Origin of the sequence: Lacibacter sp. MH-610 (genome assembly GCF_045780045.1) — a bacterium.
Classification (GTDB): domain Bacteria; phylum Bacteroidota; class Bacteroidia; order Chitinophagales; family Chitinophagaceae; genus Lacibacter.
In genome coordinates this window covers 936,469-953,473 of sequence record NZ_CP116002.1, presented here as the reverse complement: position 1 = coordinate 953,473, position 17,005 = coordinate 936,469, and the positions used below count along the sequence as shown (strand labels likewise).

General features: G+C 42.4%; 15 protein-coding genes. 5 read left to right on the top strand and 10 right to left on the bottom strand.

The features are described from left to right. Positions 1-195 precede the first annotated feature (195 nt). Positions 196-627, bottom strand: a complete 432-nt coding sequence (locus PDL71_RS04310; RefSeq protein ID WP_407525833.1) for a GNAT family N-acetyltransferase — start codon at positions 625-627, stop codon at positions 196-198. A 181-nt stretch (positions 628-808) separates the two neighbouring features. On the opposite strand from PDL71_RS04310, the gene PDL71_RS04305 reads away from it, so the two are divergent. From PDL71_RS04305 to rnc, 3 genes are all read left to right on the top strand, one after another. Next, positions 809-1,045 (top strand): acyl carrier protein, encoded by a 237-nt coding sequence (locus PDL71_RS04305; RefSeq protein WP_407525831.1) that lies wholly within the window; start codon positions 809-811, stop codon positions 1,043-1,045. Between the two features lie 57 nt (positions 1,046-1,102). Next, positions 1,103-2,356 carry a beta-ketoacyl-ACP synthase II gene (gene fabF / locus PDL71_RS04300; protein WP_407525828.1) on the top strand — a complete coding sequence of 418 codons (1,254 nt, stop codon included), beginning with the start codon at positions 1,103-1,105 and terminating at the stop codon, positions 2,354-2,356. A gap of 134 nt (positions 2,357-2,490) precedes the next feature. After that, complete coding sequence (gene rnc / locus PDL71_RS04295) at positions 2,491-3,204, top strand: ribonuclease III (protein ID WP_407525825.1); 714 nt, start codon at positions 2,491-2,493, stop codon at positions 3,202-3,204. Here rnc and PDL71_RS04290 read toward each other — a convergent pair. From PDL71_RS04290 to purD, 8 genes are all read right to left on the bottom strand, one after another. Beyond that, entirely contained in the window at positions 3,201-3,953 is a 753-nt protein-coding gene (locus PDL71_RS04290; RefSeq protein ID WP_407525823.1) for an MBL fold metallo-hydrolase, read from the bottom strand. The genes rnc and PDL71_RS04290 overlap by 4 nt on opposite strands. Before the next feature lie 111 nt (positions 3,954-4,064). Further along, positions 4,065-4,358 (bottom strand): hypothetical protein, encoded by a 294-nt coding sequence (locus tag PDL71_RS04285; RefSeq protein WP_407525821.1) that lies wholly within the window; start codon positions 4,356-4,358, stop codon positions 4,065-4,067. Positions 4,359-4,456: 98 nt separating this feature from the next. Continuing rightward, positions 4,457-5,800 carry a rod shape-determining protein RodA gene (gene rodA / locus PDL71_RS04280; protein ID WP_407525818.1) on the bottom strand — a complete coding sequence of 448 codons (1,344 nt, stop codon included), beginning with the start codon at positions 5,798-5,800 and terminating at the stop codon, positions 4,457-4,459. Next, complete coding sequence (gene mrdA, locus PDL71_RS04275; protein WP_407525815.1) at positions 5,797-7,923, bottom strand: penicillin-binding protein 2; 2,127 nt, start codon at positions 7,921-7,923, stop codon at positions 5,797-5,799. The genes rodA and mrdA overlap by 4 nt, the downstream gene beginning before the upstream one ends. Positions 7,924-7,952: 29 nt before the next feature. After that, a complete protein-coding gene (gene mreD / locus PDL71_RS04270) occupies positions 7,953-8,483 on the bottom strand; it encodes a rod shape-determining protein MreD (RefSeq protein WP_407525812.1) in 531 nt (176 codons plus the stop codon). Next, complete coding sequence (gene mreC, locus PDL71_RS04265) at positions 8,480-9,331, bottom strand: rod shape-determining protein MreC (RefSeq protein ID WP_407525809.1); 852 nt, start codon at positions 9,329-9,331, stop codon at positions 8,480-8,482. The genes mreD and mreC overlap by 4 nt, the downstream gene beginning before the upstream one ends. Positions 9,332-9,428: 97 nt before the next feature. Further along, positions 9,429-10,457 (bottom strand): rod shape-determining protein, encoded by a 1,029-nt coding sequence (locus tag PDL71_RS04260; protein WP_407525806.1) that lies wholly within the window; start codon positions 10,455-10,457, stop codon positions 9,429-9,431. A 259-nt stretch (positions 10,458-10,716) separates the two neighbouring features. After that, a complete protein-coding gene (gene purD, locus PDL71_RS04255) occupies positions 10,717-12,012 on the bottom strand; it encodes a phosphoribosylamine--glycine ligase (protein ID WP_407525803.1) in 1,296 nt (431 codons plus the stop codon). Between the two features lie 168 nt (positions 12,013-12,180). Here purD and PDL71_RS04250 point away from each other — a divergent pair, with 168 nt between their 5' ends. After that, positions 12,181-13,737, top strand: a complete 1,557-nt coding sequence (locus tag PDL71_RS04250) for a peptide MFS transporter (RefSeq protein WP_407525801.1) — start codon at positions 12,181-12,183, stop codon at positions 13,735-13,737. 53 nt (positions 13,738-13,790) lie between these two features. Next, the gene (locus tag PDL71_RS04245; protein WP_407525799.1) at positions 13,791-15,845 is read left to right on the top strand and encodes an OPT family oligopeptide transporter; all 2,055 of its coding nucleotides are present in this window, start codon (positions 13,791-13,793) and stop codon (positions 15,843-15,845) included. A gap of 105 nt (positions 15,846-15,950) precedes the next feature. On the opposite strand, the gene PDL71_RS04240 is transcribed toward PDL71_RS04245, so the two are convergent. Beyond that, positions 15,951-17,000, bottom strand: coding sequence for a glycosyltransferase family 4 protein (locus PDL71_RS04240; protein ID WP_407525796.1), 1,050 nt, complete (start codon positions 16,998-17,000; stop codon positions 15,951-15,953). Positions 17,001-17,005 lie beyond the last annotated feature (5 nt).

The window sequence follows — 17,005 nt, the reverse complement described above, 5'->3', positions numbered from 1 at the left end:
GGAGCTGATAAGGCCAATAATACAAATAAGTAAGAAAAACCGTACGTTCAGTTTCATAAGGATTGGGTTTGATAATTTTCTGTTGCACAAGTATAGTTCAATAATGATACCAATGCAAACCCATGCCTAAGTGAAAACCATAAGAATCCGGAATTTATACTGAGCTGCTTCAGCAATCACGGCTGATGAAAGCACTTATACCAGCTTCTTTTCCATCACAAAATGCGGAATCGTTACTTCTGTAAATTCATCACCTGTAATTTTATAGCCCTGCTTTTCATAAAAGCCGACCGCTACTTTGCGGGCATGCATGATGAGTTTTTTAAACCCATGATCTCTTGCCAGGTTCTCTGCAAAATTCATGAGGGTGGCACCAATGCCCTTACCCTGCAGTTTTTTGTGTACTGCCATTTGACGTAGCCGAACTGTTTTATCATCCACACGGGTGAGTACACAACAGGCCTGCATTTCATCCTCATCAAACACACCAATCAGAATGTCGTTTTTTTCTTTTTCCAGATCTGCATCTGAAAATTCCAAACCAAGCGGCTTCCGCAATATTTCATACCGGAGTTGTATCATTTGGTGGTAATCCGGGGAGCCGTGAACTAACTGTTTCAATGCCATAATATGTGGTTCTGCTGGGCAAACAAGATACATTTTTTTGATGAACTACGAACAACCGTTATCACAGGGGTTGTATTCCGGAACGGGGTTCTGCGGGAGCAGAATTCTACAATTTTGCCTAATCCCTTGCTAATTGGATAAAACCTCTATTTTTGCAGCCTGTAACCAAATTATTACGACAATGTCAGACATCGCATCAAGAGTTAAAAAGATCATCGTTGACAAATTGGGTGTTGAAGAATCAGAAGTAAACCCCGAAGCTTCTTTTACCAACGATCTGGGCGCTGATTCATTAGACACAGTTGAACTCATCATGGAATTTGAAAAAGAGTTCAACATCTCTATCCCCGATGAGCAGGCTGAAACCATCACAACCGTTGGCCAGGCAATCACTTATCTGGAAGAACACGCAAAGTAATCACCATCTGCCCCCTCAAGGGCCGGATGTAACCTTCTTTACTCCAGGCAACAACTTATGCAATTAAAACGTGTAGTAGTTACCGGAATCGGTGCCATAACACCATTAGGCAAAACTCCTGATGAATATTGGGAGGGACTGGTTAATGGTGTTTCGGGCGCTGATTTCATCAAGCAGTTTGATACTTCGAAATTTAAAACCCGCTTTGCCTGCGAGGTAAAAGACTTTGAACCCACGCAGTACCTCGACAAAAAAGAAGCCCGTAAAATTGACCGCTTTACCCAGTTCGCACTCATTGTGAGCGACCAGGCTGTTAAAGACGCAGGCCTTACTCCTGAAAACTTTAACCCTGATCGTGCCGGCGTAATTTTCGCCAGTGGTATCGGCGGGTTAATCACTTTCCAGGAAGAGGTCATCGGTTTTGCGCAGGGTGATGGTACTCCCCGTTTCAATCCTTTCTTTATCCCCAAGATGATCCTGGATATTGCCGCAGGGCAAATTTCCATGCGTCATGGGTTGCGTGGCCCCAACTATGCAGTTGTAAGTGCCTGTGCTTCCTCCACCAATGCTATTATTGATGCGTTTGATAACATCCGCCTCGGTAAAGCAGATCTAATTTTAACAGGTGGCAGCGAAGCCGTTATAAGTGCAGCCGGTGTAGGTGGTTTTAATGCGATGAAAGCATTGAGCGAACGCAATGATGATCCTAAAACAGCCAGCCGCCCATTTGATAAAGAAAGGGATGGTTTTGTGATGGGTGAAGGTGCCGGTATGCTGGTACTGGAATCATTAGAACATGCTTTAGCCCGTGGTGCTAAAATTTATTGTGAAATTGCCGGTGGTGGCGCTACTGCTGATGCCCACCATATCACTGCTCCGCATCCTGAAGGCTTAGGTGCTACTAATGTAATGCGTACCGCCTTAGCTGATGCAGGTATGCAGCCCGGTGATATTGACTACATCAATGTACACGGCACATCCACACCACTCGGTGATATTGCTGAAACCAAGGCCATCCTCAATGTATTTGGGGAGCACGCTTATAATCTCAACATTTCTTCTACTAAATCCATGACCGGGCATTGCTTAGGTGCTGCCGGTGCTTTGGAAGCAATTGCCAGTATTATGGCCGTTGTAAACGATGAGGTACCTCCTACCATCAACCATTTTACAGATGATCCGGAGTTAGACCCTCGCCTTAATTTCACATTCAATACAGCACAGAAAAGAGAAGTAAGAGCTGCATTGAGTAACACATTCGGTTTTGGCGGACATAATGCTTCTGTGATTGTAAAAAAATTCAAAGCCTGATCCTTCCTCTTTCCGGAATTACTTTAGTTTCAACATTAAGTTGAAAAGTTGAGCCGTGGATGCCTTTGTGTATGCATAAATTCATTTAGATTTGAATTGTAACAACAAAAAAATCGCCGGCGTTAGTTGACTGAATGATGCGGAACCTCATCCGACAAATATTACCAGCAAGCAACAAGTTTGAAAGTAATCTCCGTAATGTACTGGGCTACAGTCCGGGTGATATTCAATTATACAAAACAGCACTGAGCCATCGTTCCGTAAAAGAAGGAAGCGATCAGAATAATGAACGGCTGGAATTTTTGGGCGATGCCGTGCTGAGCTCCGTAGTGGCTGATTATCTTTTTAAAAAATATCCCTACAAAGGCGAAGGTTTTTTAACTGAGATGCGGAGCAAAATGGTAAACCGTGCCACTTTGAATGATATTGCTTTAAAGATGGGTTTGAAAAAGATCACTCTTTATAACAAAGGCGATAACTCTCTCAAAATTTCACAGATTTTCGGCAATACGCTGGAAGCTTTACTCGGTGCTATCTACCTGGATCTTGGCTACAATAAAACCAAACGCTGGATCAACAAGAACATCATCATCCCCCACCTGTACATGGATGATTTGGAGCTGCTGGAAATCAACCATAAAAATAAACTCTACGGATGGGCTAATAAAAATGGCAAAGTACTGGAGTTTGAAACCCTTGATGAGCGTATTGAAAACGGACGCCGTCTCTTTACCATTGCTGCAGTAGTTGATGGTGAAACCATTGCACAGGGAAAAGCCTTTAATAAAAAAGATGCGAGCCAGATTGCTGCACAGGCCGCCGTAGAAAAGCTGGGAATCGGCGCTTAGTTGCTGATGGCTTTATACACCGGCGTTTTTATATCATGATAAAACAAAAAGGTCCAGCCTTCTTCATGACCACGTTGCCACCATTTCATTCTTAAATCTGCTGCCAGCTTTCCATCAAAATCATACTTGGTTACATACTTGGTTTTCATTTGCATGAGTTGTGGTGCCACATCGCCTCCAAAGAAAACGGTTTCATTATTTTCTTTGATCCAGAAAGCCTGGTGCCAGGGGCTGTGAGCACCCGTCCACTCATAGTAAATGTAATCATCAATCACCCCGGTACTTTCTACCAGTAACAGTTTATCTGTTTCAGTTAAGGCCGTTACATCTTCCATTACATAAGATTTGGAAAGTTTGCTCAAAGCGATTTCCAGCTCCTGTTTGTTCACTACATACGTGGCATTGGGAAAACTTAAAAAACGTTTTTGTAAAATGCCATCTTCTTTACTAACACCACCTGCATGGTCTTTATGAAGATGTGTCATGAGAACTTTCGTTACATCCAGCGGGTTGATGCCGTTATCAATTAAGTTTTGATGTATTTGCAATGTGCCATCAGGATTGGTAAAACCAAGACCCGTATCCAGCACCAGTATATCTTTTGAAGTAGTAAGCACAAAGGGTTGTACTTCTACGAGCAGGCTGCCGGGAGGGCGGCTTTTTAAATCATCAGTACGGTTATCAAATGGAACAAATTTTTTAGTGCCGTCAACGGTAAAACTTCCTTCCGAAAGGGGTATAATTTTCATGCTGCAAATATCCGTAAGAAGAGACTATAAACCCACCCCATTTATTCACTCTGATTGGCTGAGTTAAGAACGCCCCTCCGGGGAGTGGATAAACCTGTTGATTTGTTGAGATTAATTCAGCACCAACCTGGGAGCGCCAAGCATGGAATCAAAAATGAACAGTTCTTCCAGTTCAAAATGAATGAACCTGCGTATGGGAAAACGATCCACCACCTTCCTGGCTTCAGCTTCTGAAACAGCGTTGATCACTACCCATCCTTTGCTTCTGTTATGGTTAACGGAGTAAGTAACAATTTTCTCTGCTTCCATTTGTGAGTTGATGAACTTGCGGTGGCTGGGAATTTGCTCCCAGAAACTTTCTTCCAGCAAAAGAGGAAGTGTAAAAGTGCAGAGAAACTTTTTCATGTGAAAGGGTTTACCTGATAATAACAGGCAGAAACAAAAAAGGTTCGGGCTGCAGAAGACAGCGGTTCGGATTAACCAGATTCATAATAAAAAACAACCTACCGCAACACCATCTGGCGGTTGCCATCAAAACGTAACAGTATAAAAATGAGGATGGTAAAGGTTACAATGGAGGAACCTCCATAGCTCAACAATGGAAGGGTGATACCAATAACCGGCATTAACCCGATGGTCATACAAATATTGATGAACACATGAAAAAACAGGATGCTGGCCACACTGTAAGCATAAACCCGGCTAAAGGTACTTCGCTGCCGCTCCGCAATGGTAATGATGCGCATGAGCAGCAGAAAATAAATAAGCAGCAGCAGGGCACTGCCCCAGAAACCAAAACTTTCACCAATGGCTGTGAAAATAAAATCAGTGTTTTGCTCGGGCACAAAATCGCCTTGCGTGGTTACGCCTTTCAAAAATCCTTTGCCCAGCAAGCCGCCGGAACCAATGGCAATCTTGGATTGCTTAACATTGTAGGTATAATCTTTTTTCTTACCCTTTGCTTTATCACTTTCAAATTGTGCAATACGTTCAGGGCTTTTAGGCTCATAACTTTTACCAAAGAGATTCAGCACACGTTCAGCCTGGTAAGGCTTCATAATTTTATCAAATACAATATTGTCCACAAAGTATTTAAAGCCTAAGGTACCTCCTGCCGTCAATGCGATAAAAATGAATAAAATAAAATTCCGCTTGATGGGTCGCCACAAGAGGTAAACAGCTATCAAAACAAGTACACCAATCATAATGGCGTAAGGCACCATATCCAGTACAATAGCAGTTACAAATAATGCAATCACTGAAAAACCAAGAATCAGGTAAATGGCAGGCAAACCTTCCCGGTACATTACCAGGAAAAAGCAGAAATAAACCAGCGCTAATCCTGTTTCTTTCTGTGCAATAGAAAGCAATGCAGGAATCAATGTAATGGCAATGGCTATCAGATGAGAACGAAAAGTTGTAAACTCTGTGTCCTGCCGGCTTAAATATTTGGCCAGTGCCAAAGCGGTAAACACTTTACATAACTCAGCCGGCTGCAGGTTAAAACCACCACCTAATGCAATCCATGATTTGGAACCGGAAATATCTTTACCAATTATAAAAGTGAGCAGCATTAACAAAATGCCGAACAGGTATAAGAGATTGGCAACTGTGGTAAAAAACTTACTGTCAATTAACAGGATAAATAAAGCAACAACAGAACTGATGCCGATAAACAGTACCTGCTTGGTATAACTTTTTTTCAGCTCCATTAATGATTGCAGAAAAGATTCGCCACTTCTGTACTCTACTGAAAAGATGGCAATAAAACCGATAAGCACCAGTACATAATACAGCAGCACCGTACGCCCATCAATTCCGCCTGTTATCTTATCTTCTCTTGTCATGCACGGTTGGCTTTTAATTGAGCTGTTTTAAATAATCTTCGTTCATCCGGAATCCATGCAAAAGACCAGTTAGTGTTGGTACGTTTTTTTTCAGGTACCCGCACGGGCAAATGCATTCCTTCTTCCTGCGGTTCATAAAAAGCTGTATTGGTGCTGTCAATACGTGCCTGCTGTTCCCGCTCCAGTTTGATTCGTAGTAAGGAATCTTTCACCTGCTTTATAGAATCACGTTTGAAACGTTCGTACTTAATACGGGCAGGAATGATAGATGCATTGGCAATACGATCTACTTCCGACTTACGTTTATCCCCTGCAATAGAATCTCTTAAATATTTTTCCATGATGAGCGATGCAATGGGTGCAGCCCATGTGGCACCAAATCCTCCGTTCTCCACCACTACACATACAGCAATCTTAGGATCTTCTTTAGGTGCGAATGCAACAAAGAAAGAATGATCTTTCTGCTTCACTTTGCGGAAGTAGTTTTCAACGGTACCTGTTTTAGCACAAACATTAAAGCCATCAATTTTTGCATTGCGTGCGGTACCGTTGGTTACCACCATTTCCATTCCATCAATCACTGCCTGGTAGGCACTGTCTGGAATATGAAGCGGTGAAATTTTCTGACGGTATTTGTTAAGGATGGTATCTTCTGCGGTTTCGCCATCAATAGATTTTACAAAGTGCGGCGGATAATACCAACCTTTATTGGCAATTAAACAAATAGCATTGGCCATTTGCAAAGGCGTGGCCTGTATTTCACCCTGGCCAATACCGAGTGATGCAATGGTACAGGAGTTCCACCTGTTTTTACCGAATATCTTTGGATTGTTATAACGTGTTGTATCAGGAATAAAGCCACTGTATTCACCGGGCAAATCAACTCCAAGACGATGCCCCAGTCCAAACCCGCTCATATACTCTTTCCATTTTACAATTCCCTTTTCAACGCTTCTGTATTGAGGGTTATCAATGGCTTTACGGAATACATCTGCAAAATAAGAGTTACAGGAGTTGGCAATGGCGAGTTTTAAATTAGCCGCATGTCCGCCACCTGCATGCGTACACTTAGGTCGGCCGCAAGGACCATAATTACCAAAACACGCATAACCAAAAGAAGGAGTAATCAATCCTTCATCTAATGCCACCAGGCCGCCCAATGGTTTAAAGGTTGAACCCGGAGGATACACTCCCTGCATACCACGATTTAATAATGGAGAAGCGGGATCAACAAAAAGATTACCGAAATTTTTTCTCGCATTGGGGCCCGTTAGTTCATTGGGATCAAAACTTGGACCACTGGCCATGGCAATGATGCCGCCTGTTTTGGGTTCTATTGCTACAACACTACCTACTTTGTTGTTTAATAATTTCTCTGCGAGTTGTTGCACTTCAATATCAATGTATGTATTGAGATGACGGCCTGCTACAGAAGCTGTATCAAACTGTCCGTTTTCATAGGGACCTATGGGTCGGTTAAAATTATCCCGCAGAATGTATTGAATACCCCGCTGCCCCATCAGCACTTTTTCGTAAAAATTTTCAAGACCACTCCGCCCGGCATAATCGCCCATTTGATAAAAGAAGTTTGAGCGCTTGAGCATACCACTGTCTACTTCGCCTACATAACCCAGTATGTGAGCAGCCGCATTGAAAGGATAACCACGGATGGGACGTTCCTGTAAAAAGAAAGCCGGCTGAAACCGAAATAGGTTTTCATTGATACGGGCATATTTATCAGGGCTGAGGAGTGATTCAAATGCTGAAGGTCTGTTCCTTGTATTTTTTATGATGGCGGTAACAATCCGTTTATTGAATTCAGCAGTATCAATACCGAGGATGCGGCAGAGTGATACGGTATCAATATTTGAAGAACGTAACTGGGAAGGTGTTACCATGAGATCATACATGGTACGGTTATCAAGAATGGCTTTGCCTTTACGGTCGAAGATGATACCACGGCTGGGATAAACCACTTTACGTAAAATAGCCTGGTCTGTAGCCAGCTTATCATACTTACTGGAAAAAAGTTGTAGTGATGCCAGGCGTATGAGCATAATGCCAAACACCACAGCAAAAATCAACTGTATCGTAACCTGTCTTGATTGATTGAAAACGGCCATAGCCTTATTGGTTTTTCAGAACCGCTGCTTCAGGTATTGGTGATGAATTTCTGTTTCCGTACAAAAATAATTTCAACAACTAAAATTAAAAGAAAACTGATGATACTGGCACCGGCAGTTTTAAAAAGGAGATATAAAATATTCCCAAATTGAAATGCCTGGATGGTAAACAGCACAGCATGATGTAATACCGTTAACACCGCTACATAAATGGCATACTGTATATTGCCCAAACTGGTGGCACTTGGCTCCCGGTAATTAAACTCAGCTCCCTGCTGCGGCACAATGATATTGATAATAAACGGACGGATATAACCGATGAACACACAGGCAGCCGCATGCATACCCGGGGTTTTAGTAAAGAAATCAAGTGAAAGTCCGGTGAGAAAAGAAACGATAAGCAACTGGCTCCTTCCAATATTAAAGGGCAACCACAAAATAAAAACAAAGTACAATATAGGCGTAATGTACTCATGCAACGGCGGTATCTGGTACAGCACAAACACCTGCACCAGGATGAATACAGCTAAGCGGATGATATAACGAAGCAGGTTGCTCATTTCTTTTTCTGTTGTAAACGTTGTTCCAGTTCTTTTTGCTCATTCCGTTGCAGGTTTTTTACAACGAAAACATTTTGCAAACGACTGAAATCAGTGGCCGTTTTTACCTGGATCAGATAATTATTACTGCTTTGCTCCGGTACCACTTTCTCTACCACACCAATCATAATACCGGGTGGAAAATCAGAATACTGGCTGGTTAAAACCGTATCACCTTTATTCAGCTTTACACTCTTGGGTATATCTCTCAACTGAACAAGATTAGGAGTTGCGCCATCCCATTCAACACGGCCGCTCTCCCCTGTTTTTTTCAAGCGGGCACTGATGCGGCTCTGTTTATGCAGCATACTCATGACCGTTGAAAAATTATCCGTTACATCCAGCACCACACCTACTACCCCATTGGGACCCACTACCACCATGGAAGGAGCCACGCCCTGTTTACTGCCACGATGAATCGTAATATAATTGTTAGGCAGTGAAATACTGTTGTTCACTACTTCTGCATCCATGTACAGATAACGTCTGCGTTCACCCGTGGAATCAAAAGGAATGGAATCAGTAACTATCTTTTGTGCAGTATCTGCCCCCTGGAAATTTTCAGGCAAACGGTTTTGCAGTTCATTGAGCTTTCGCCGGAGATCTGCATTTTCTTTTTTGAGGTAGAAATAATGTTCGATGCCTGCGTATTGTGCCTGGATGCTTCCTGTGATTTCGCCTGCAGCATCCATGTACTTCGACTGATGAAACCTGTTGTAACTCACCAGAAGACTGATGCAAACCACTTCCAGCACGAGGAAGAAGAGTAAAACAGAATACCTGCGGATGAAAGCGAAAAGATTTCGCACAAAAAATGGTTGAAAAGGTTTAAAAGTTCAATGGTTTAAAGGTTGCTGATAGCTGAATAAAACTATGAAACCTTTAAACCATTAAACCAGTTCATTATCAGTTACGCATTACAAACGGATAGCGGTTGTAGTTTTTCAAAGCAATACCTGTACCACGCACCACACTCTTTAACGGATCATCTGCAATATGTACAGGCAGTTTAATTTTTTGAGTTAAACGCTTATCCAAACCACGGAGCAACGCACCGCCGCCGGTGATGTAGATACCACGGCGATAGATATCTGCTGCCAGTTCAGGCGGCGTCATTTCCAGTGCTTTTAAAATAGCTTCTTCTATTATGAAAATACTTTTATCCAATGCTTCGGCAATTTCCTGGTAGCTCACCATGATTTGCTTGGGAATACCGGTTACAAGATCACGGCCATTTACAGGAATATCATCCGGGGGATTATCCAGGTCTTTCATGGCACTTCCGATCTGGATTTTGATTTGCTCGGCAGTACGCTCACCAATGAGCAAACTGTGATAACGGCGAAGCGCTTCCATAATATCAGCAGTAAACTCATCACCTGCAATGCGAATGGATTGATCACACACAATACCTGCCAACGCAATCACAGTGATACCGGTGGTACCACCGCCGATATCTACAATCATGTTGCCCACCGGCTCTTCCACATCAATACCAATACCCAAGGCAGCAGCCATGGGTTCATGAATAAGATATACTTCCTGTGCGCCTGCCTGTTCGGCACTGTCACGTACGGCACGTTTTTCCACCTCGGTAATGCTGCTGGGGATACAAATCATCATCCGCCATTTGGGAGCAAACAAAGGTTTTTTGGTATACACCAGTTTGATGAGTTCACGGATCATCAGCTCGGCAGCATTGAAATCGGCAATTACACCATCTTTCAACGGGCGAACCGTACGGATGCTCTCGTGTGTTTTTTCGTGCATCATCAACGCTTTTTTACCAACCGCCAATACGTTCTTGGGATTGTTACGGTCAAGCGCTACGATGGAGGGTTCGTTCACCACTATTTCATCATTGTGTATGATGAGGGTGTTGGCAGTGCCAAGATCAATGGCAATGTCCTGAGTAAAGAAGTTAAAAAGTCCCATTTTGTATAGAGGAAAATTAAGTTAGGATTTGTTATTGCAAATGTGGGTGAAATAATTTGAAATAACAAAGCGAAAACCCTGCCAGTAAAAGATTTTGGGGATTTTTTTTAGTTGAAGGAAAACAAAGCAGTCTTCATTGCTCAATGAAAAATAAACACAAACGCCGTTATCAATTAAAGAAACTACTTACGCATACATGCAACCTGATAAAAAAATGGTTCGTTTAAAACGAACCACAATCTTAAAATCATCTGTTTCTTTATTCAAACTCGTAACCAATATCTTTTCTGAAATACATTTTTGTAAAACGGATGCCTTCCAGCGTATGACGGGAGTAATCAGCCGCTTCGCTTACGGTTTTTCCAAAGGAAGTAACGGCGAGTACCCGACCACCATTGGTTACAACCGAGTTGTTTTCAATTGCAGTACCGGCATGAAACACCATTGTGTTGCCGGTGGATTGATCCAACCCTTCAATAGGATAACCTTTAGCATAGTTACCCGGATAACCACCGCTTACCGCTACCACGGTTACGGCAAAACGGGCATCCTGCTCCGTTTGTACCTGTTGCAGTTCTCCTTTTGCAGCGGCTGCCAATAGAGCTACGAGGTCAGAACGGAGGCGAGGCATCACTACTTCTGTTTCAGGGTCGCCCATACGGCAGTTATATTCAATTACAAAAGGCTCATCACCCACTTTAATCAACCCAAAAAACACGAAGCCTTTGTATTCAATCCGTTCTTTTTCCAGTCCTTCAATTGTTGGTTTGATTACTTTTTCCAGCACCTTATTCATAAAGGCTGCATCTGCAAAAGGAACCGGACTTACAGCCCCCATTCCACCTGTATTTAACCCGGTATCTCCTTCACCAATACGTTTATAATCCTTCGCTTCCGGCAGCAGCACAAAATCCTTACCATCTGTTACAGCAAAAACGCTCAGCTCAATACCGGTTAAAAATTCTTCCACTACTACTTTCTTGCCTGCCTCTCCAAACTTGGAATGCTGCAGCATCATTTCGTATTCTGTAATGGCTTCAATATGATTGTGACAAATGATGACTCCTTTACCGGCTGCCAAACCATCGGCTTTGAGCACAATCGGTAACGCATGGTTGAGCACATAATGTTTTCCTTCCTCAAAGGTTTCAACGGTAAACTCTTTATAAGAAGCAGTAGGTATGCCATGCCGCAGCATAAACTCTTTGGCAAAGGCTTTACTTCCTTCTAACTGAGCAGCATAGGCACTGGGACCAATCACTCCCAACCATTCCTCACCAAATGAATTGGCAATATGGGCTGCTTTAAAATAATCGTACACCCCTTTTACCAATGGCTCCTCCGGCCCTACTACAATCAAGTGAATCTGATGAGAGCGGCAAAAGGTTTCCATTTCTGTAAAATTGCCGGCAATAGGCAGGTCAATATTGGTACCACATTGTGCAGTACCGGGATTACCGGGCGCAATGTATAACTGTGTACAAAGAGGACTTTGTGAAATCTTCCAGGCCAAAGCATGTTCTCTACCGCCGGATCCGAGGAGCAAAATATTCATGAGATGTGAGTGTTGCGTGCCGCAAATTACAGGAAGGAGTTTCAAAATCAATTACCATTTATAAACAATCTGTTATATCCTGTAATCGAATACAGTTTACTGATAACAACTGTTTGGAATTAATCCTTACTTTCGGACGTTCACTTACAACAAACCTAAATCAATTGTATGAGTCAATCCTTTCCCCAAAAGGGACACCCTAAAGGTCTGTGGGTATTATTTGCCACAGAAATGTGGGAACGCTTTAACTACTATGGTATGCGGGCCATCCTAACGTATTTTATGACCCAGGCATTATTGTTTAAAACCGAATTTTCAAATGGCTTATATGGCAGTTACATCAGCCTATTATATCTAACTCCGCTTGTTGGCGGATATATTGCCGATAGATACTGGGGAAACAAAAGATCCATTCTTGTGGGCGGCTTGGTAATGGCTTTGGGGGAGTTAATTCTATTTGTTTGCGCTTCTGTTTATGATTCATCCCGAGAGATTGCAAACATTCTATTTTTCTCAGGTCTGGGATTTATGATCGCAGGTAATGGTTTTTTTAAAGCCAATATATCTTCTTTAGTCGGACAGCTTTATCCGAAAGGAGACCTGCGTGTTGATCCTGCTTATACTATTTTTTACATGGGAATTAATGTTGGCGCTACACTTGGTCCTATTGTTTGCGGATATTTTGGTGACACAGGTGACCCGTCAGATTTTAAATGGGCTTTTCTTGTAGCAGGTATTGGAATGTTGTTAAGTGTATTGATACAAAAATTGTATCATGATAAATATGTACGCACACCTGAAGGAAAAATTTTAGGCTTAACCCCCGGTACTGATACCCCATCAAATGATCCTTTAATTCCGGCTTCTTCATTTGTAAAAGCTCCTTCAAAAATCTGGTCAAACCCTGTATTCATTATTATTGGGCTGTTAGCTTTTTCAGCTCTTATGATTGGAGTTATTTATCTGGATACAAGAATTAATTACCTGTTTTACCTGTTGATTGCAAGCTTTGTATTTATCGTTTACCTTATTCAATCTGATAAAAGTCTGAACAAGGAAGAAAGACAAAGAGTATGGGTGATGGTTATCATCGCCTTCTTTGTAATTTTCTTTTGGGGTGCGTATGAACAAACCGGCTCAACACTTGCTTTATTTGCCAGAGACCAAACAGATCGTAACATTTTCGGTTGGGAAATGCCTGCAAGTTTTTTTCAATCCTTTAATGCTGCTTTCATCATCATTTTTGCTCCTGCCTTTGCGTGGTTATGGTTAAAGATGGGGAAAAGTCAACCCGCCACTCCTACCAAAATGGGTATTGGTTTAATATTATTGGCTTTGGGCTTTCTATGGATTGCTATTGGAGCAAAATCAGGAGAAACAAAAACTGTTAGTATGATCTGGCTTACTGGCTTGTATCTATTACATACCTGGGGGGAGTTATGTCTTTCACCCATCGGTCTTTCGCTTTTCAATAAACTTTCGCCGTTAAAATTTGCATCCCTCTTAATGGCTGTTTGGTTTTTAGGCAATGCAGGAGGTAATAAGTTAGTAGGTGTTTTGGGAGCGTTATATCCAAAAGACGGAGCTACTACTTCCTTTCTGGGTTATCAAATGAACAATCTCTATGACTTCTTTATGCTGTTTGTATTTATGGGAGGAGCAGCGGGAGTTATCTTACTGCTGCTGTCTAAAAAACTGCAAAAGATGATGCATGGTATTACCTGATTAATCAACGATTAAAGTTTCATTATCTTTCTTAATCTAAATTCAACTGCCATATGTCTCAACAAAAATTTCAACCCTTTGTGCCCGATGAAAGCAAGATGCCGGAGTTCACTATTAAAAGTGTACTGGTAGGTGCGGCTTTTGGTATCATCTTCGGTGCCGCTACTGTGTACTTAGCTTTGAAAGCCGGTTTAACGGTGAGTGCATCTATTCCCATTGCCGTATTAGCTATTACACTCGGAAGGAGATTTTTGAAAACCACCATTCTTGAAAACAATATCATTCAAACCACCGGAAGCGCCGGTGAAAGTATAGCAGCCGGTGTGGTATTTACCTTACCCGGCTTCTTGTTTTTGAGTGAAAAGAACAGTGCTGAATTTTTTAATTACTTCACCATTCTTACGCTTGCCATCTTCGGTGGTATCCTCGGAACACTGATGATGATTCCGCTGCGCCGTTCCCTTATTGTGAAAGAACACGGCACTCTTCCTTATCCGGAAGGAACAGCCTGCGCCAGTGTATTGAAAGCAGGTGAACGTGGCGGTGATTTTGCCAAAACAGCCTTTATGGGTCTGGGCTTTGCATTTGCCTATGCCATTCTGCAAAAGATTGTACACGTGATTGCTGAAACGCCTTTCTGGATGACGAAGCAGGCGAATAAATTCTTCCCTTCTGCCAAAGTGAGCGGAGAGATTACACCGGAGTATATGGGTGTTGGTTATATCATTGGTCCCAAGATCAGTGGTGTGCTGGTGGCGGGTGGTGTGATTGCCTGGTTTGCGTTCACTCCATTAATGGCTTCATTGGTTCCGCCGGATGTAATTGCAGCACAACTGGTGAAGCTGGGTTATCTCGGCGGACTGGATAAAGCAGGCGGCCCCGGTGGATGGGATCCTGTGGCACACACATTTGCTGATTATTCAACTGCTATTTATCGTGCTTACATCCGCCAGATTGGTGCGGGCGCTGTTGCTGCAGGTGGTTTCATTACACTCATCAAAACTATTCCTACTATCATCTCTTCGTTTAAAGGAAGTATTCAATCATTGAAAGCACAGGAAGGAGGTGAAGCAAGTGTGAGAAGAACAGAGCGTGATTTAAGTATAAAAATTGTAGGCTTTGGAAGTCTGGCTTTAATTGTGTTGATGGCTGTGTTACCTCAAGTACCCGGCGACAGCATTGGAAGTAAATTATTGTTGGGATTACTTGTTGTAATCTTTGGTGCTTTCTTTGTAACTGTATCATCCCGTATTGTTGGTTTGATTGGTTCTTCTAACAATCCCATCAGCGGTATGACGATTGCCACACTCATGGGCACCTGTTTGATCTTTATTGCGGTGGGCTGGACGGGTAAAGTATTTGAACCAATGGCGCTGGTTGTTGGTGGTATGATCTGTATCGCTGCAGCTAACGCCGGTGCTACTTCGCAGGATTTGAAAACCGGTTACATTGTTGGGGCTACCCCCAAATATCAGCAGATTGCTTTGTTTGTTGGTGCAGTTGTATCCTCCATTGCAATTGGTGCTACTATTAAAATCCTGGATACACCCACAGCTGAAATGGTAAGCCAGGGAATTACGCATGCCATTGGCACTGATAAATACCCGGCTCCGCAAGGAACATTGATGGCAACGCTGATTAAGGGAATTCTTTCGTTCAATCTTGATTGGCAGTTTGTATTGGTGGGTGTGTTCATTGCCATTACGATGGAATTATGCGGTATCAAATCGTTGAGCTTTGCCGTTGGTTTGTACCTGCCGTTATCAACTACGCTTCCCATTTTTGCAGGTGGTGCTATTCGTGGTTTGGTGGATATGAAGAAAAAGAAAAGTGGTGAAGAGATCTCTGCTGAGGAAGAAGATTTAGGTAAAGGCAATCTATTTGCAACAGGATTGGTGGCAGGTGGTGCATTGGCCGGTGTATTGGTTGCCATCCTTTCCGTGAATGAATCGGTTACAGCTGCTCTTGGAAAAATCAATGCAGAACATGGACTTACAGAAATGCTTGGTACCAATGGCTATTTCCTCATCGGTACGCTTTTCTTCATCCTCATGGGCTTTGTGCTTTACCGCATCGGTATTAAGAAAACAGATACATTAAAAGATTAAGTGCAGCACTGCTCTTATTGCAAATAAGAAAGTCCCGCTGCAAAGCGGGACTTTCTATTTTTAAACAACTATGCAGAACGGGTTAGTAAGAAATGAACGGATGAATTATACCAAACCAAAGAAAGAAGCAGCAGCTTTTGCCGGACGTAATAACGAAAAGGTTTCAGGAGCTGTAGCAATCTGCTGGTAAATTTCAGCATATTGGTTGGTTACATTTTCAATGCTGTAGCGGTAACGCATTTTCCAGCCATTATTTATAAGTTGATCACGGTAATCAGCATCTTCAATTACTTTTAAGATGCCACGGCGTATATCAAGTACGTTGTAAGGATTTACTTTACAGGCTGCATCATCAGCTATTTCATTCATTGGAGAAATACGGCTTGTTATCAACGGACGACCTACTGCACAGGCTTCCAGGATGGGCAAACCAAAACCTTCATAGGTTGAAACAAAAGTTACCATATCACTCTGCAGGTATTGCTCTTTCAACTGCTCAAAACTCAGGTTCGAGTAATTCCTGTAATCAATTTTATTTTCTTCCAGAATTTCTTTTGCGGCAGCATCCAGTTGGCCTACAATATGCAGTTCACAACGAATGCCTTTTAATGCTTCTGCCAGGTTGTGCAGGTTTTTATTTTCTTTAGTACCAATCTGGAGAATGCGTGGCTTTGCTGAATTAAATACTTTAGGACTGAACTGAAGACGTGGATCAAAAAAGTTAGGCACCACTTTAATTTTATCAGCACGCACACCGGTAAGTTGTATCAACTCCCGTTTTGTTTTTTCGCTGATCACCGTAATCGTATTCGCCCGCATCATGGGCAACTGGTACCAGAAAAACTTAAAGAGCCAGTATTTAAAATTCCATTTGCTGTAACGGGTAAGAAACACACAGTCGTGAATGGTTAAAACCGTATTAGACTTTTTCATACCAAGCGATACATAGTGAATATCCCCTGTAATATGATTGATGCGTGACTGCTTTTGACCGGCAGTAACGATGTTTGCTGCAAAATTCCTGATAGAAGGAACTTCCACTTTCTGTGGCTTAAACTGATTTTCAATCTTTACCTGTTGCTGAATATTATCGAAGAGTGATTCGATACTGAAAGCATGGGCCCGTGCTTTGCGGAAGAAGTATGCTACTTCCATAGTTG

Bases quoted from the DNA above. Each gene is read 5' to 3' on its own strand.
- PDL71_RS04310 (WP_407525833.1), bottom strand. From the start codon at position 627: ATGGCATTGAAACAGTTAGTTCACGGCTCCCCGGATTACCACCAAATG.
- rodA (WP_407525818.1), bottom strand. From the start codon at position 5,800: ATGACAAGAGAAGATAAGATAACAGGCGGAATTGATGGGCGTACGGTG.
- PDL71_RS04290 (WP_407525823.1), bottom strand. From the start codon at position 3,953: ATGAAAATTATACCCCTTTCGGAAGGAAGTTTTACCGTTGACGGCACT.
- PDL71_RS04260 (WP_407525806.1), bottom strand. From the start codon at position 10,457: ATGGGACTTTTTAACTTCTTTACTCAGGACATTGCCATTGATCTTGGC.
- rnc (WP_407525825.1), top strand. From the start codon at position 2,491: ATGATGCGGAACCTCATCCGACAAATATTACCAGCAAGCAACAAGTTT.
- mreD (WP_407525812.1), bottom strand. From the start codon at position 8,483: ATGAGCAACCTGCTTCGTTATATCATCCGCTTAGCTGTATTCATCCTG.
- PDL71_RS04250 (WP_407525801.1), top strand. From the start codon at position 12,181: ATGAGTCAATCCTTTCCCCAAAAGGGACACCCTAAAGGTCTGTGGGTA.
- mrdA (WP_407525815.1), bottom strand. From the start codon at position 7,923: ATGGCCGTTTTCAATCAATCAAGACAGGTTACGATACAGTTGATTTTT.
- fabF (WP_407525828.1), top strand. From the start codon at position 1,103: ATGCAATTAAAACGTGTAGTAGTTACCGGAATCGGTGCCATAACACCA.
- PDL71_RS04285 (WP_407525821.1), bottom strand. From the start codon at position 4,358: ATGAAAAAGTTTCTCTGCACTTTTACACTTCCTCTTTTGCTGGAAGAA.
- PDL71_RS04240 (WP_407525796.1), bottom strand. From the start codon at position 17,000: ATGGAAGTAGCATACTTCTTCCGCAAAGCACGGGCCCATGCTTTCAGT.
- purD (WP_407525803.1), bottom strand. From the start codon at position 12,012: ATGAATATTTTGCTCCTCGGATCCGGCGGTAGAGAACATGCTTTGGCC.
- PDL71_RS04245 (WP_407525799.1), top strand. From the start codon at position 13,791: ATGTCTCAACAAAAATTTCAACCCTTTGTGCCCGATGAAAGCAAGATG.
- PDL71_RS04305 (WP_407525831.1), top strand. From the start codon at position 809: ATGTCAGACATCGCATCAAGAGTTAAAAAGATCATCGTTGACAAATTG.